Origin of the sequence: Parasphingorhabdus sp. (genome assembly GCF_041748495.1) — a bacterium.
GTDB lineage: Bacteria > Pseudomonadota > Alphaproteobacteria > Sphingomonadales > Sphingomonadaceae > Parasphingorhabdus.
In genome coordinates, this window is sequence record NZ_JBGTDD010000003.1 from 11,953 (window position 1) to 28,060 (window position 16,108).

A 16,108-nucleotide genomic window follows, 5' to 3' on the forward strand; every position below is an offset into this window, starting at 1 on the left:
AGCGGCGGGCCTAGCGATCCGGTCCAGCGCGACTTTCCTCCGCGCGTCGTTCGATCGCGACGCCGTCGCCATCGATCTTGAGTTCCACCGGCACACCGCCGATTTCCGTACCAACCCTGACGGTGGTATCGTTATTCGTTCCCGGTTCAGTTGGCTCGATACCCGATGGTATCTTGGGAATTTCAGGCAGATCGAGCGGAACGACCGGGCCTTCCGGGTCGGGTTTTTGTACCGGTCTGGCGCGTCCCGCAGGTTTCTGGTCCTGTACCGCCTGTCGCATGAAATTCTGCCAGATACGCGCCGGCAGGCTGCCGCCGCTGACACCCTTCAACGGTGTGTTGTCATCATTGCCGATCCAGACACCGACTACCAGCCGGTCATCCCCGTCACCGGCATAGCCGACGAACAGGGCGTCCCGGTTATTCTGGCTGGTCCCGGTTTTGCCGTAATTGGGAATCGACAGCATGGCCCGGCGGCCGGTGCCATCATTGACCGCGGACCGAAGCAGCGCCTCCATATTGGCATGGGTTCGGGATTCATAACGGCCCGGCCAGTCGAACAGCCATTCGGCCCAGCTTTGCGACTCTTTCTTGAAAGCATAGGGTTCCACCGGCCATTTGTTGCCGGCAACCCCCGCATAGGCAGCGGTCAGCTCCAACAGGGTCATGGTTGAGGTGCCGAGCGCCAGACTCGGGTCATCCTCGGCCAGTGGTGACTTGATTCCCAGATTGCGCGCTTCGCGGATCACTGCACGGTCGCCGAGCTGTCCGAAGAGGCGTACCGACGCCACATTGCTCGACCGGGCGAACGCTTCTTTCAGACTGATCGAGCCGCGATAGTTTTCTCCGGAATTTTTCGGAAGATAGCCGCCCTCGGTGATCGGGTTGTCATCAACCATGTCATCTGGTCTCATCCCGGACCGTAACGCCGCCAGCCAGACAAACAGCTTGAATGTGGATCCTGGCTGGCGCTTGGCTTGCGTCACCCGGTTGAAGGTAGATTTTGCGTAATCCTTGCCACCGATCATCGCCACGACTTCGCCATCGGGACGCATCGCGACCAAGGCAACCTGTGCCTGGCCGAGCGGCGCGCTGGCGATCGCACGCCGGGCAAATTCCTGCATCCGGGAGTCCAGGGTTGTCGTGAGCGTGAGTTTTTCGTAGCTCATGTCAGTCAGGGCCCGAGCCTGCGGCATCGACCAATCGGCAAAATAGGTGCCTGTGGGCAGGGCATTCTTGGCCCGGACGTCCAGTCTCGGGGTCCCCAGGCGGTCAGCTTCCTGCTCGCTCAGATAGCCCGCGCTGACCATCGCGGACTTGACCAGATTGGCCCGCTTTGCCGCCAGTTCCGGATTGCGGGTCGGCGCGAGACGGGAGGGGGCCTGGACCAGGCCGGCGAGCATGATCGCTTGTTCCAGCTTGAGATTTTCCGGCTGGCGATAATAATAATGCAGCGATGCTGCGCGCAGGCCGTAAACATTGTCGCCAAAATAGACGTTGGAAAGATAGCGCTCGAGAATTTCATCCTTGGTCAGCCAGGCTTCTAGCCAGAAGGCGATCAGCATTTCCCGGGCCTTGCGCGTCAGGCTACGCTCCGGGGTCAGAAAGGTGGTCTTGGCCAGCTGCTGGGTAATCGTGCTGCCACCCTGGGTCATGCCGCTACCGGAAAAATTGCTCCACAGCGCGCGCGCCAGCCCGCGCGGATCAACGCCCCAATGCGAATAGAAGCGCCGGTCCTCGATGGCCATGAAGGCTTCCTTCACATGGTCGGGCAATTCCGCGACCTGCACCGGATCATCTACCACAGCGCCATTGCGTGCAAACGGCTGTCCGTCAGACGTCAGCAATGTGATCTGCGGTGGAGCAATCGGCTGCAGCGATTTCGACAAAGGCGCGGTGATCGCCAGATAGGCGATCAGGAGGATGAAAATGAACAGCGCTGCCGCTATCGCGCGGCTGATCCACCACCATTTGCCATGCGGCCTGTCGAGTGGCGCCACCGGGTCTTCGATGTGCGGCGGAATGGCATCGCCATAGGGCTGGTAATAGCGGGTTTTGCCGATTTTTTTGGTCCGGAATGGCCAATACCAGCGCCGTTTCCCGGTGTCAGAGTGGGTTTGGTCAAGCATCAATCTGCTGTATTACAAAAATAATACGCCATAAGCGAGAAGAAATATTCGAACCGCACAGGCAGGCCGACGAACATCACTCTTCGGCCAGAGGAGCGCGGAATTTCATTTCCACTTTACGCCGTTCAGGCAGGACCGTGATTTTTGCCGTCAAGTCATTCGGGCGTGAGCAATCACCCAGTGCCCATCACGCTTTCGGGCAAATCTTCACCAAATACACGCTGATAATATTCGGCCACCAGCATCCGTTCCGCTTCGTCGCATTTGTTGAGGAAGGACAGGCGGAAGGCGAAGCCGATATTCTTGAATATCGCTGCATTTTGCGCCCAGCTGATGACAGTCCGCGGACTCATGACCGTGGATATGTCGCCATTGATGAAACCCTGCCGCGTGAGGTCGGCGACTTTGATCATATTCTCGACCGTCTTGTCGCCCGCATCCGGCACTTTGGACAGGATCACCTTCGCTTCGGTGGCCGCTGGCAGATAGTTCAATGTCACGACGATATTCCAGCGGTCCATCTGGCCCTGGTTGATCTGCTGGGTGCCGTGATACAGCCCGCTGGTATCGCCGAGCCCGACTGTATTGGCGGTGGCGAACAGGCGGAAATAAGGATTCGGGCGGATCACCCGGTTCTGGTCGAGCAAGGTCAGCTTGCCTTCCGCTTCCAGGATGCGCTGGATCACGAACATCACGTCGGGTCGGCCGGCGTCATATTCGTCAAACACCAGTGCGGTTGGTGTCTGCAGCGCCCATGGCAGCAGGCCTTCGCGGAATTCGGTGACCTGCTGGCCATCCTTCAAAACAATCGCATCACGGCCGACCAGATCGATCCGGCTGATATGGGCATCGAGATTGATCCGGATGCAGGGCCAGTTGAGGCGAGCGGCAACCTGCTCGATATGCGTCGATTTTCCGGTGCCGTGGTAGCCCTGTACCATGACCCGCCGATTGAAGGCGAAGCCGGCGAGGATGGCGGTGGTGGTTTCCGGATCGAAAACATAGGCGGGATCAAGGTCGGGTACCCGTTCGTCCTTTTCGCTGAACGCTGGGACCTGCATATCGAGGTCAATCCCGAACATTTCACGCGCATCGACCATCTGGTCGGGTGCATCCATGATGGTTTCGCCGCTGGAATCGGGATTGGTATTTGGAATGTCAGTCATGTTCGCCCTTCGAAATTTCTCATCCGTTAGCCCAAACCCCTATCACCGGGCCCATCGTAGTACGTTCATCAAAATCGACAGGCGCCGAGGACGGGAAGAGTCCATCGGCAGGTTCGGGACCAACGGGAATTGGATTCTCATCGAAAATCCGGTGATTCCTTCAGCTGCGTATAGGCCTCGATCACTTTTGCCAACTGTTTCTCGTGGCTACGGTTACCGCCATTGCGGTCCGGATGATATTTGCGGACCAGCTGCGAATAGGCGCGGCGGATGTCGCTGCGGCCGATCGCGTTGGTGTCATGTTCGCCAAGCCCTAGCGTCTGCAGGGCCTTCAGGTCAGCGCCGGAGATCGCCGGACCGGATCTTTGGCGCCGGTTTATACCCCCCGCAAATCGCGCACCGATCGCGTCCAGAGGATCGGTAAAATCGGACCAGGATGGCGGCACGCTGGGCCCCGCATCATAGATTCGCCGGCCGGAGTCCCAGCCGCGCACCGGATGCTGCGCTTCGAAAATCTGCTCATGATCCATGCCGGCAAAAAAGTCATAAGCCTGATTGAACTGGCGGACATGGTCGAGACAGAGCCAGCGATATTCGCCCGGTCCGTCGTAACTGCGCTGGCTGCCATAGATCGGAGGTGCGCGGAATTCGCCGCTTTCCTGACAGCCTTCGATGGCGCAAGTCCGGCCGTCGGTTTCGACGCGCCCGTGGAAGCGGTTCGATTTTCTTTTGGGAGAAGTTTCGGTCAAAATCCGTCCGTGCCAGGCTCGTCGAAGCCGGTCTGTCCTTTGCAGTAAAACGCCCTTCGACAGGCTCAGGGCGAACGGTTATAGTCTGTGTCGAAAAAGCAATATGGAGATTCGATGCCCAAAGGTCCAGTCCACAGCGAGATAGAAAAGCGGCTCACCGCAGAACTTTCTCCGATATCGCTGAACGTCATCAACGACAGCGCCAGCCATCACGGCCATGCCGGCGACGACGGCAGCGGCGAATCGCATTTCACGGTGGAAATCGAGTGCGCCGCCTTCGCTGGTCAATCCCGGCTCAATCGCCAGCGTATGGTGAACAGCGCGCTCGGCGACATGATGCAGGACAAGGTCCACGCAATGGCGATCAAGGCGAGGGCGCCGGGCGAGTGAAGATAGGAAAAGTCAATCTTGCCGACGCCTTCTCCAATTTTTCCGAGCACTGGTCGCCAAGAATTGCTGGCGACGTCAACGATATGCAGGTGAAGCTGGTCAAATTTGCGGGCAAGTTTGAATGGCATCATCACGAGCGGGAAGATGAGCTGTTTCTGGTGATCAAGGGGACGATGCGGATGGGCCTGCGGACCGGCGATGTTGATGTCGGGGAAGGGGAGTTCATTGTCATTCCCCGGGGCGTTGAACATTGTCCGGAGGCGTTGGGCGGGGAATGTCATGTGCTGCTGCTGGAGCCCAGAACGACCCTCAACACCGGCAATGTGATCACCAAAAAGACTGCCAGAAATCTGGAGAGAATATGAGAAAAATCACGCAAATAATAACCCCTACCACTCACGATCTCGGGGCCTTCGAGGTACGCCGGGTGTTGCCTTCGCCGCATCGCCGGATGGTCGGACCCTTCATTTTTGTCGACGAATTCGGCCCGGCCATTCTGCCGGAAGACAGCGGCATGAATGTGAGGCCGCATCCCCATATCAATCTGGCAACGGTGACCTATCTGTTCGAAGGCGCGATCGACCATCGCGACAGTCTCGGCACGTTCCAGACGATCCGGCCGGGCGCGGTCAATCTGATGACAGCGGGCAGGGGGATTGTCCATTCGGAGCGTTCGCCGCTGGAATCAAGGGATGCACCGAAACCGATGTTCGGAATGCAAACATGGCTGGCCTTGCCCGATGGCATGGAAGAGATTGAACCGGCGTTCGAGAATGTTGCGGCAGCCGACTTGCCAATTGTTGAGGATGGCGGCGCGACGGCCCGGGTCATCATGGGCAGTCTCTGGGGACAGTCGGCTCCGACCACCTGTCATGCAGAGACTATTTATGCCGATATTCTGCTGGCCCCGGATGGGGTGATCCCGATCGACTCGGAAGCCGACGAGCGCGCGGTGATGCTGGTCGATGGCGATGCGGCGCTCGACGGTGTGCCGCTCGAAAAATATCTGCTTTATGTAATTGCGCCAGGTGCAAAAGTCTCGCTCTCATCCCGGTCTGGCGGAAGAGCAATGCTGCTTGGTGGAGAGGCTTTCTCTTCCGAACGCCATGTCTGGTGGAATTTTGTTTCCTCCCGCAAGGATCGGATTGAACAGGCCAAGGTCGACTGGGCTGAAGGGCGCTTTCCGAAAGTTCCGGGCGATGCCGACGAGTATATCCCGCTGCCGGAAGGTCAGCCGAAGACGATCACGTTCCTTTAAACTTCAAACCACTCGACCCAGGCGCCATGGGCATGGGCACGGCCCAGCAACGTCGGTTCCTCGCCGCCCGGCCAGTAGCGGAGGATCAGTTCGTGGCTGAAGGTCTTGCGGTTGGTCTCCAGTGATATCCATGCCAGCGGTTTTTCCGGGGTCGCCGCTTTGCCGGCCGCTTCCATCGCTGTGGTGATCCTGTCTTTGGTTGCCTGCGGCAGATATTGCCAGACAATCGAGTGCATCAGCACCCGGGTCGTGCCGCTTTGCTGTGGATGAGCCAGCTGCTCCTCGACCCAGTCGGCGCCATCCGCCTTGGCCAGATCGGGCGGGTCCTGTCTGGCGAGCGCGATGGCTGCCTCCATCCGCTCGAACCGCGCTGGCATTTCCGGCCAGATATAGCCTTTGAGACGCGCGGCGGTTTCATCATCGGTGAGGTCGATCGGATTCTGGTCGCAGCCACGGGCGCTGACGATGGCCACCCGCGCTTGCGGCGGAGGGGGGCCGCGCCAGTCCGGCCTGATCCGCATCGGCGAATCTGCCGGGCCGGCCTCGACGCCGTTCAGGTCATAATGATAGCGCGCCATCATCGTGTTGACGCCCGCGCTGGCTCCGAGTTCAAGCAGTTCGAATCGCCGGCCGACCCGTCCGGAAAGCCATAGCAGGCCGGCCATGAAACTGGCCGAGCGACCGGATTCATTGGTCTGCGGCGGATTGTCGAACCAGGGCAGCAATTCGGCGTCATGGTCGGCGACGACCTCTCCGACCAGACGGTCAATAGCGCCCTGATCGCTGATCCGGCCTTGGTAGATATCCGCAAGACGCGGCTCCCTGCCGCTGAGATAGAGATGGTGGAGACCACCGGTGAGGCGGAGCGGCATCGCGTCTTCCAGCGGCTTTCCCGGCCAGCGCGCGATCATTTGCCCGCAGGCGGTCGGTCCGTGCATCAGCGCCAGTTGGGCGATGATGATCGATGCGGTAACCGGCGCGTCGTTGCGCCGGCAATGCTCTGCCTGGCCGCGCATTCCCTGCTCGATATCCTCGACATCCAAAATGTCCATAACTCGTTGCCCTTTCATCTGCGAACCCGTAAAGCCGCGGCCACCATGGCCAAACCACTGATCTTTGCAATTCCGAAAGGGAGGATTCTCGACGATGCCTTGCCGCTCCTGGAGCAGGCCGGGATCGTGCCAGAAGATGCCTTTTTTGACAAGTCCAACCGCAGCCTGAAATTCGCGACCAATCTGCCCCATATGGCGATCATCCGGGTGCGGGCGTTCGACGTCGCGACCTTCGTCGCGCATGGCGCTGCGCAGATCGGGATTGTCGGTTCGGATGTAATCGAGGAATTCGGCTATAGCGAGCTTTATGCCCCGGTAGATCTCGGCATCGGACGTTGCCGATTGTCGGTGGCGCAGCCCAGGGATGATGCCGAACAGGTCGCGAATATCTCGCATCTCCGGGTGGCGACCAAATATCCCAATCTCACCAGCCGCTATTTCGAGGGCAAGGGCATCCAGGCGGAGTGCGTGAAGCTGAACGGCGCGATGGAACTGGCGCCGTCGCTGGGTTTGTCGCGGCATATTGTTGATCTGGTCGAATCGGGCAACACCTTGAAGGCCAATGATCTGGTGGAGACCGACAGAATATTGGAAATTTCCGGACGGCTGGTCGTCAACCGCGCGGCGTTCAAGATGCGCAGCGCCGAACTGACGCCGTTGGTGCAGAAGTTTCGCGAACTGGTGGGGCCGGTCGGATGACGTTGCGGATGGCGACCACCGATGCCGGTTTTGCCGATGCCTTTGACGCGCTGGTCGACGCCCGGCGCGAGGCGGATGCCGATGTGTCCGCCGATGTCAAAGCGATCATCCAGGCTGTCCGCGATCACGGCGATGACGCGCTGTCGCGGCTGACCAGCAAGTTTGACGGGCATGATCTGGAGCAGACCGGCTGGTGTGTCGACAAGGCCGAATCCGCTGCCGCTCTGGAAGGATTGGAAGCGTCCTTGCGGGTCTCGCTGGAACTGGCGGCCTTGAGAATTCGTGACTATCATGAGGGGCAACTCCCTGAAAACAGGGACTATATGGACGAGGCCGGGGTTCGTATCGGAGCCCGCTGGAATGCCGTGGAGCGCGCCGGCATCTATATTCCCGGCGGCCGCGCCGCTTATCCTTCCTCGGTCTTGATGAACGCCATTCCGGCCAAGGTTGCCGGTGTCGAGCGGATCATCATGGTCACGCCCGCTAACGGCGGTGAAATCAATCCGCTGGTGCTGGCAGCGGCAGAACTGGCGGGCGTTGATGAAATCTGGCGGATTGGCGGCGCACAGGCCGTGGCGGCGCTGGCTTATGGCACGGAAAAGATCGCGCCGGTCGATGTCATCACCGGCCCCGGCAATGCCTGGGTAGCCGAGGCGAAGCGGCAGGTGTTCGGTGTCGTCGGCATCGATATGGTGGCCGGCCCGTCGGAAATCGTGGTCGTTGCCGATGCCAAAAACGACCCGGACTGGATTGCCGCAGATTTGCTCAGCCAGGCCGAGCATGATCCGACCAGTCAGTCGATCCTCTTCACAGACGATGCGAGGTTTGCTGACCAAGTTGCTGAAAAGATAGCTGAGCAATTGAAGGTGCTGGCGACGTCGGAAACCGCGACGACAAGCTGGAATGACAATGGCGCGATCATTGTAGTGGACCGGCTCGAACAGGCCTTGCCTCTGGTCGACCGTCTGGCCGCCGAACATTTGGAACTGGCGGTCGACGATCCCGACGTTCTGTTCAGGAAAGTCCGCCACGCCGGATCGGTGTTCCTGGGCCGCCACACGCCGGAAGCCGTCGGCGATTATGTCGCCGGACCCAACCATGTCCTGCCAACCGGTCGCCGGGCGCGTTTTTCGTCCGGCCTTTCGGTGACGGACTTCATGAAGCGCACCAGCTTCATCCACTGCGACGAACGGGCGCTGGCCAATATCGGCCCGGCCGCCGCGATCCTGGCAGAGGCCGAGGGCCTGCCCGCGCATGCCGCCAGTATCCAGAAGCGGCTCGAACCGCGCTGACAATCAATAGAAAGAAAATGCCCATGACCATTTCCCTATATGATGCCGTAATTCCAACCCAGCTTCAGATTATCGCTGCGGTCCGCGCGCTGGTCGACAAGGCGAAGGCCGATTGCGAGGACAAGGGCACGGCACCGGAAGAGATTATCGGCGCGCGGCTGATCGAGAATATGCAGCCCTTTTCCTATCAGGTAAAATGTTGCCGGGAACATTCGCTAGGCGCGATCGAGGCAGTGCGGGAGGGCGTGTTCACGCCTAGCCTGGCGGCCCCTCCCGGCGATTGGGAGGGTCTTTACGAAAAACTCGACGAAGCAAAGGCCGGGCTGGAAGCGGTGAGCGAGGCAGAAATGGAAGGGTTTGTCGGCCAACATATGGAATTCCGTTTCAAGGACACGGTCATGCCGTTCACGGCCGAAAATTTCCTGCTGAGCTTCGCCCAGCCCAATTTCTATTTCCATGCCACCACGGCCTACGACCTGCTGCGTGCACGCGGGTTCCCGATCGGCAAGCTTGATTTTATCGGGATGCCACGGATGAAAAGAGCATGACCGCTAAATCCACATCCCGGTCGGCTGCCAGGCTGGCTGCCGTCCAGGCGCTGTTCCAGCATCAGATGGAAAAGACACCGGTGCCCAAGCTGCTCAAGGAATTTCACGACCACCGGCTGGGCAAGGAGATCGAGGATGATCAATATCATCCGGCCGAGCGGGACTTTTTCGATGATCTGGTCATTGGCGTGACATCGCGGATGGAGGAAATCGATCAGCTGGTCGCTTCGAAACTGGCCGCTGGCTGGACCCTGGGGCGGCTCGACAAGACGATGCTGCAGATTCTCCGCGCCGGGACCTATGAATTGGTCGCACAGGAAGATGTTCCGATCGCAACGGTGATTGACGAATATCTGGATGTGGCCCATGCCTTTTTCAGCAAAAAGGATGCCGGTTTTGTAAACGGGCTGCTGGATAGCATCGCGAAACAGGTACGGGGCTGAACGGAACCCGACCGGCACTGGGGGATAATTTGTCTGATTTTCTGGACCGGCTCGACCCCGCATTTCGCGACATGATCGCTGCGGATGGGCCCTATATTTTCGAGATCTTGAAGCATGACGTGGCCGGCGCGCGGGCGGCGCTGGATGCGCTTTTTGTCCAATTGGCAGTCGATCTGCCGGAATATGAGGGCCAGAAAGACGAATATCATATGCCCGGGCTGGAAGGCGATCCTGACGTTGCCGTGATCGAATATCGCGCGCGCGACCTGCTGTTTCCCGATTGCGTGATCGTCTGGCTGCATGGCGGCGGCTATGTGATGGGGCGCGCGGACGATCTGTCGGCGCAAGGCTATTCCTCTCTCGCACCCGTTGTATCGGTCGATTACCGGATGGCACCGGAACATCGCGCACCGGCGGCAGCGCGAGATGTTTGCGCGGTGATCGAACGGGTTGCGAAAAATCGCAACCCGCGCAAGATCATCCTCGCCGGACCGAGTGCGGGAGGCGGTCTGGCGGCGAGTGCTGCATTGCTGAACCGCGACCGGGGTGGGCCGGACATAGCGTTTCAACTCTTGATCTATCCCATGCTCGACGATCAGCATGACACGCCTTCGGGCCATATGGATATTCCGCCAAGCACCTGGACGCGGGACACGTCGCTGCATGCCTGGTCGCTTTACGCCGAGGAAGACGGCGCCGGCCCATATGCCGCCGCGGCGCGAGCGACTGATCTCTCCGGCTTGCCGCCGGCCTATATCATGTGCGGCGACCTCGACCTGTTTCTTGATGAAAATATCGTCTATGCCAATCGGCTTCGTTCATCGGGTGTTCCGGTTGAGCTTGCTATCTTTCCCGGCGCGCCGCATGGATTTAATGGATTTGCCCCCCAGGCAGCGGTCAGCAAGCGCGCCAACGCTTCCATCAGAATGGCACTGGAGCACGCCCTGTCTTGAGCGAACTAGATTTTATTGACCGGTTGAAGGCCATTACCACCCATCCAGCAGCACGCGGACTTGTCGACGATGTCGCGATGATGCCGTTCGGGCGGCACAAGCTGGTGATGACGCACGATATGATGGTGGAAGGCGTGCATTTCCTTGCCGATGCCGATCCCGCCGATGTGGCGTGGAAGCTGGTTGCCGTCAACCTGTCGGATCTTGCCGCCAAGGGGGCGAAGCCACTCGGCATTCTGCTTGGTTATGGCCGGACCTCGGGCGACCAATGGGACGCCGCTTTTGTCGAGGGGCTGAAGCAGGCAATCGACCGTTTTGGCGTGCCACTGCTTGGCGGCGACACGGTGGCGATGGGCGAACAGGCACCGCGAACCTTTGGCCTGACCGCGATTGGTGAGGCAAAAGGCCATATCGTGCCCTCGCGCAGCAATGCGAAGCCGGGGCACGCCGTCTATGTCACCGGAACCATTGGCGATGCGTGGGCAGGACTGCAAATCGCCGCCGGATTGCTACGGTCTTCGGATATCGACATCACGGCATCCTTGCTGAAAGCGCACACCCGCCCGACGCCCAGACTGGAAGAGGGCAGAATATTGTCCAATCTGGTCAGCAGCATGATGGATATCTCGGACGGACTTCTGCTCGACGCCTCGCGGATTGCTGCGGCCAGCGCTGTCCAGATTGAAATCGATCTGGCGGAAATTCCCTTGTCCAAACAATTTCAGACCCTCGTCGGCGACGACAATGACGCCCGGATCAAGGCCGCATCCGGTGGCGACGATTATCAGCTGCTGCTCACCGCCAGTCCCGGGTCCGTCCTGCCGATCCCGCTGACCTGTGTCGGAACCTGCCGGCCTGGCGCGGGCCTGACGCTGCACAGCCATGGTGAACGGCTGGAATTGCCTGAAAATCTGGGTTTCGTGCACGGCTGAACCCGCCGAAAGGTGAGCGACCAGACAGAGGGCTGGCCTGATCCCCGTGCCGGTCAAATCAGGGCTTGCACGCTTCGCATTTCCCGCACTATAGCCGAACGGTTCATCGCCCCTGTCACAAGGGGCGTTTTATCATAAAAAAAGTTCAGGGGAGAATGCAGCGATGACGGTTGTCACCATTTCAATTTTATGCGGATTTGTCGCCATATTATATGGCTTCATCACCAGCCGCCAGGTGCTCAATGCACCGGCCGGAAACGAAAAAATGCAATCTATCGCAGGCGCGATCCAGGAAGGCGCACAAGCCTATCTGAACCGCCAATATCGCGCGATCGGTATCGTCGGCGTGGTCGTCGCGGTTCTGGTCTTCATTTTCCTCGGTACAATTTCCACGGTCGGCTTCCTGCTCGGCGCAATCCTGTCCGGCGTAGCCGGCTATATCGGCATGAACATTTCGGTTCGCGCCAATGTCCGCACGGCGCAGGGTGCCAGCGAAAGCCTGCAGACCGGGCTCACCGTTGCCTTCCGCGCCGGTGCGGTGACCGGCATGCTGGTCGCGGGACTCGCCCTGCTGGCGATTTCGATCTTCTTCTATGTGCTGACGATCCAGATGGGCATGGCGGCCAATGACCGCGTGGTCATTGATTCGCTGGTCGCTCTGGCTTTCGGTGCTTCGCTGATTTCCATTTTTGCGCGGCTGGGCGGCGGTATCTTTACCAAAGCGGCGGACGTGGGCGCTGATCTGGTCGGCAAGGTGGAAGCGGGCATCCCTGAGGATGATCCGCGCAATCCGGCAACCATCGCCGACAATGTCGGCGACAATGTCGGCGACTGCGCCGGCATGGCGGCCGACCTTTTTGAGACCTATGTCGTGACCGTGGGTGCCACGATGGTACTGCTGGCGCTGCTGTTCGGTGATCTGGTTGGCAGCACAATGCTGTACGACCTGATGTCGCTGCCGCTGATTGTCGGCGGTGTCTGTATCCTGACCTCGATCATCGGTACCTATATGGTGCGGCTGGGCAAGGGCACGAACATCATGGGCGCGTTGTACAAGGGTTTCATCACCACCGCCGTCCTTTCGATCCCGGCCATCTATTATGTCACCATGCGCACGCTGGGTGACATGGATACGCCGATTGGTACCGCGCTTGACGGCACCGGCGGCTTCACCGGCATGGCCCTGTTCTGGTCGATGATGGTGGGTCTGGCGGTTACCGGTCTGATCATCTGGATCACCGAATATTATACCGGCACGCAATATCGTCCGGTGCGGTCGATCGCCAAATCATCGGAAACCGGTCACGGCACCAACGTCATCCAGGGACTGGCGATTTCTATGGAAGCAACGGCATTGCCGACGCTGGTGATCGTCGTTGGTATCGTTGTCGCCTTCCAGCTTGCTGGCCTGATAGGCATCGCCTTTGCGGCAACCGCCATGCTGGCGCTCGCCGGCATGGTCGTCGCGCTCGATGCTTATGGTCCGGTGACCGACAACGCTGGCGGCATCGCCGAAATGGCTGGTCTCGACGAAAGCGTCCGCAACAAGACCGACGCTCTGGACGCGGTCGGCAACACCACCAAGGCAGTAACCAAGGGCTATGCCATTGGTTCTGCCGGTCTCGCCGCACTGGTGCTTTTCTCGGCTTATACCGCTGATCTGAAGGAGTTCTTTCCGAACCTCGAAGTCAGCTTCAGCCTTGAAAACCCCTATGTGATCGTTGGCCTGCTGCTGGGGGCCTTGCTGCCCTATCTGTTCGGTTCGATGGGTATGACCGCCGTTGGCCGCGCGGCTGGCGACGTCGTCAAGGATGTCCGCGAGCAGTTCAAGTCCGATCCCGGCATCATGGCGGGTACTTCGCGTCCCAACTATGCCCGGACCGTCGATCTGGTGACCAAGGCAGCGATCCGGGAAATGATCCTGCCATCGCTGCTGCCGGTTCTTGCGCCGATTGTTGTTTACTTTGTGATTTCTTGGGTTGCAGCTCTAGATGCTCCAGCGGGTATGAGTGCCGCCGATTACGGCCAATCTCAGGGCTTTGCGGCTCTTGGTGCCTTGCTGCTCGGCGTGATCGTTTCCGGCCTGTTCGTTGCGCTGTCGATGACAGCCGGCGGCGGCGCGTGGGACAATGCCAAGAAATATATCGAGGACGGCAATCATGGCGGCAAGGGTTCGGAAGCGCACAAAGCGGCCGTGACCGGCGACACCGTGGGTGATCCCTACAAGGATACCGCGGGTCCGGCCGTCAACCCGATGATCAAGATCACCAATATCGTCGCATTGCTGCTGCTCGCAGCGCTCTATGCGGCGCAGGGCGGCGTGTAACAGCTATTCCACACGCTGGTCTGACCTGACGAAAAATTAAACCATCCCCGCCGGAAGCGATTTCGGCGGGGTTTTTCGTCGCCTGATCGCCAATTTCCGATCACGGAGCGTTAATCACATATTACCGCTTTTCGGCTAGCCAGAAGCCGAGACGATAAATGGGTTTGAGCGAGCAGATATCAATGGATCTAAGCGGTCTACAACGGTTGGAAGGCAGGGATATCCGGGCGAACCGGTTCCGCGAAGGCCTGTCCGCATCCGAATTTACGGCGCAATTCCATCCGGTAACACAGATCGATGCCGATCTGGTCGATGCCTGGAGTGATCTTGCCCGGCAGGCGAGCGAACCGAATATATTCTACGAACATTGGTGCCTACGGCCGGCATTGGCCCGACTGGACCATCACCCGGACCTGCGCCTGTTCCTTTTATGGGGCGGGGAACCCGGAGATTCGCAATTGCTGGGCCTGCTGCCGCTGGGTCCTGCCAGCCGCTTCGGGCGCTGGCCGGTGCCGCATGTCCAGAACTGGATGCATCATAATAGTTTTCTCGGCACGCCGCTGGTCCGCAAGGGCTGCGAGCAGCTGTTCTGGAAAGAGCTGCTGATCGCGCTCGACAGCAGCGACTGGCCCGGCTTTCTGCATATCAACGGCATGACCATTGGCGGCCCGCTGGATCAGGCCATGCGGATCATGTGCAGCGACCATAAACGGCGCTGCGATCTGGTGCACAGCGAGGCGCGCGCCTTGCTGCAGAGCGATCTGCACGCGGAGGCCTATCTGCAAGCCACCGTGCGCGGCAAGAAGCGCAAGGAATTGCGGCGCCAGGCGAAGCGGCTGGACGAACTGGGCGATATCCAGTTTGGCCACCAGACCGACGCCGCGAATCTCGATCCGTGGATTGACGAATTTCTGCAACTGGAACGCCGCGGCTGGAAAGGCTTTGGCGGCTCTGCGCTGGCTTCGAGCGATCAGACGCGGGAATTTTTTCGCGAGACATTGCTCGGCGCGGCGCAGTCCGGGCAGCTGGAGCGACTGGATATCCGGCTCGAGGGCATGCCGCTGGTGATGCTGGTCAATTTCCACAGCGCGCCCGGCAGCTTTTCCTTCAAGACCGCCTTTGATGAAGCCTTTGCCCGTTTTTCCCCCGGCGTCCTGCTGCAGCTGGAAAATCTCAAGCTGCTCGAAAATCCGGCTATCGCCTGGATGGACAGCTGCGCGGCGGAAAATCATTCGATGATCGACAGTCTCTGGTCCGGTCGTCGCCATATCGGCCGCTTCTCGATCGAATTGCAGGGCGTGTCCCGCCGCGCGGTCTTCCGCGGGCTACGGCTGGGCGAGGACCTGATGGGAAAGATCAGGGGCCGCACAATATTTGACCCGACAGAGGTACAGTGATGAACCGGATTTCCAGCAAGGCAGAGTTTCGGCAACAGATATTCGGCGAGGCCAGCCGGCGGCAATTTGATGCCTGTTATCCCGAGCAGGCGCGAGTGCTTGATCATGATATGGCGGCGCACGAGCTGCTGACGCTGGAGGCGCTGGCCGAGCTGGGTACCGCACTGCCGGCAAAGAGCGTGGAATATAACCCCGGCGATCTGCCGGTCGGGATCCGACCGGAGGACGTGCCGGACAATGGCATGAGTATCGGCGAGACGATCCGGATGATCGATCAGTCGGCCAGCTGGGCGGTGCTGAAAAATATCGAGCAGATGCCGGAATATGAGGCTTTATTGCTCTCCTTGCTCGCCGAAATCCGGCCGATACTGGAGGCCAAGACCGGCCAGATGCTGAAGCCGCAGGGCTTTATCTTTGTCTCCTCGCCCAATGCGGTGACGCCCTATCATTTCGATCCCGAACATAATATCCTGCTGCAGCTGCGCGGTGAAAAATGGATGACGACATTCCCCGCCGGCAACGCCCGTTTTGCGGCCGACGAGATTCACGAAGGCTATCATCTGGGCGGCCACCGCAATCTGGTCTGGCAGGATGAATTCACGGTCGAGGGCACGCGCCACCATCTCACCCCCGGCAAGGCGATCTTCGTACCGGTGATGGCGCCGCATTTTGTCCAGAACGGCCCGGAACCGAGCATATCGCTGTCGATCACCTGGCGCAGCGACTGGAGCTTCGAAGAAGCGGATGCGCGGGCGTTCAACGGCTGGCTGCGGCG

16 protein-coding genes are annotated in these 16,108 nt (G+C 59.7%); 12 read left to right on the top strand and 4 right to left on the bottom strand.

What is annotated here, in order from left to right:
• Positions 1–10: 10 nt before the first annotated feature.
• The 3 genes from ACEW8J_RS00200 to ACEW8J_RS00210 form a co-directional block, all read right to left on the bottom strand.
• Positions 11–2,128: a transglycosylase domain-containing protein gene (locus ACEW8J_RS00200; RefSeq protein ID WP_373489611.1), complete on the bottom strand. Its 2,118-nt coding sequence runs from the start codon at positions 2,126–2,128 to the stop codon at positions 11–13.
• Between the two features lie 173 nt (positions 2,129–2,301).
• On the bottom strand, positions 2,302–3,294 hold the full coding sequence (gene cobS, locus ACEW8J_RS00205; RefSeq protein WP_373489612.1) for a cobaltochelatase subunit CobS: 993 nt from the start codon (positions 3,292–3,294) through the stop codon (positions 2,302–2,304).
• Positions 3,295–3,431: 137 nt separating this feature from the next.
• On the bottom strand, positions 3,432–4,043 hold the full coding sequence (locus ACEW8J_RS00210; RefSeq protein ID WP_373489613.1) for a J domain-containing protein: 612 nt from the start codon (positions 4,041–4,043) through the stop codon (positions 3,432–3,434).
• 114 nt (positions 4,044–4,157) lie between these two features.
• Between ACEW8J_RS00210 and ACEW8J_RS00215 the strand changes: the two genes are divergently transcribed.
• Genes ACEW8J_RS00215 through ACEW8J_RS00225 form a run of 3 tightly spaced genes read left to right on the top strand, consistent with a single transcriptional unit; the run spans position 4,158 to position 5,691 of the window.
• A complete protein-coding gene (locus ACEW8J_RS00215; protein ID WP_373489614.1) occupies positions 4,158–4,433 on the top strand; it encodes a BolA family protein in 276 nt (91 codons plus the stop codon).
• The gene (locus ACEW8J_RS00220; RefSeq protein WP_373489615.1) at positions 4,430–4,798 is read left to right on the top strand and encodes a cupin domain-containing protein; all 369 of its coding nucleotides are present in this window, start codon (positions 4,430–4,432) and stop codon (positions 4,796–4,798) included. Before ACEW8J_RS00215 ends, ACEW8J_RS00220 begins: the two co-directional genes overlap by 4 nt.
• Positions 4,795–5,691: a pirin family protein gene (locus tag ACEW8J_RS00225; RefSeq protein WP_373489616.1), complete on the top strand. Its 897-nt coding sequence runs from the start codon at positions 4,795–4,797 to the stop codon at positions 5,689–5,691. The genes ACEW8J_RS00220 and ACEW8J_RS00225 overlap by 4 nt, the downstream gene beginning before the upstream one ends.
• On the opposite strand, the gene ACEW8J_RS00230 is transcribed toward ACEW8J_RS00225, so the two are convergent.
• Complete coding sequence (locus tag ACEW8J_RS00230) at positions 5,688–6,743, bottom strand: DUF2332 domain-containing protein (RefSeq protein ID WP_373489617.1); 1,056 nt, start codon at positions 6,741–6,743, stop codon at positions 5,688–5,690. The two genes, ACEW8J_RS00225 and ACEW8J_RS00230, sit on opposite strands and share 4 nt — an antisense overlap.
• Before the next feature lie 45 nt (positions 6,744–6,788).
• On the opposite strand from ACEW8J_RS00230, the gene hisG reads away from it, so the two are divergent.
• From hisG to ACEW8J_RS00275, 9 genes are all read left to right on the top strand, one after another.
• A complete protein-coding gene (gene hisG / locus ACEW8J_RS00235; RefSeq protein ID WP_373489618.1) occupies positions 6,789–7,442 on the top strand; it encodes an ATP phosphoribosyltransferase in 654 nt (217 codons plus the stop codon).
• Positions 7,439–8,734: a histidinol dehydrogenase gene (gene hisD / locus ACEW8J_RS00240; RefSeq protein WP_373489619.1), complete on the top strand. Its 1,296-nt coding sequence runs from the start codon at positions 7,439–7,441 to the stop codon at positions 8,732–8,734. The genes hisG and hisD overlap by 4 nt, the downstream gene beginning before the upstream one ends.
• 23 nt (positions 8,735–8,757) lie before the next feature.
• Positions 8,758–9,282 carry a DUF1993 family protein gene (locus ACEW8J_RS00245; RefSeq protein WP_373489620.1) on the top strand — a complete coding sequence of 175 codons (525 nt, stop codon included), beginning with the start codon at positions 8,758–8,760 and terminating at the stop codon, positions 9,280–9,282.
• Entirely contained in the window at positions 9,279–9,725 is a 447-nt protein-coding gene (nusB, locus tag ACEW8J_RS00250) for a transcription antitermination factor NusB (protein WP_373489621.1), read from the top strand. The genes ACEW8J_RS00245 and nusB overlap by 4 nt, the downstream gene beginning before the upstream one ends.
• A gap of 29 nt (positions 9,726–9,754) precedes the next feature.
• On the top strand, positions 9,755–10,678 hold the full coding sequence (locus ACEW8J_RS00255; protein ID WP_373489622.1) for an alpha/beta hydrolase: 924 nt from the start codon (positions 9,755–9,757) through the stop codon (positions 10,676–10,678).
• Positions 10,675–11,610 carry a thiamine-phosphate kinase gene (gene thiL / locus ACEW8J_RS00260; RefSeq protein ID WP_373489623.1) on the top strand — a complete coding sequence of 312 codons (936 nt, stop codon included), beginning with the start codon at positions 10,675–10,677 and terminating at the stop codon, positions 11,608–11,610. Before ACEW8J_RS00255 ends, thiL begins: the two co-directional genes overlap by 4 nt.
• Positions 11,611–11,773: 163 nt before the next feature.
• Positions 11,774–13,936, top strand: a complete 2,163-nt coding sequence (locus tag ACEW8J_RS00265) for a sodium-translocating pyrophosphatase (RefSeq protein ID WP_373489624.1) — start codon at positions 11,774–11,776, stop codon at positions 13,934–13,936.
• A gap of 182 nt (positions 13,937–14,118) precedes the next feature.
• Positions 14,119–15,333 carry a GNAT family N-acetyltransferase gene (locus ACEW8J_RS00270; RefSeq protein WP_373489625.1) on the top strand — a complete coding sequence of 405 codons (1,215 nt, stop codon included), beginning with the start codon at positions 14,119–14,121 and terminating at the stop codon, positions 15,331–15,333.
• A partial coding sequence (locus tag ACEW8J_RS00275) for a transcriptional regulator (RefSeq protein ID WP_373489626.1) occupies positions 15,333–16,108 on the top strand: 776 nt, incomplete at its 3' end. The genes ACEW8J_RS00270 and ACEW8J_RS00275, both read left to right, overlap by 1 nt.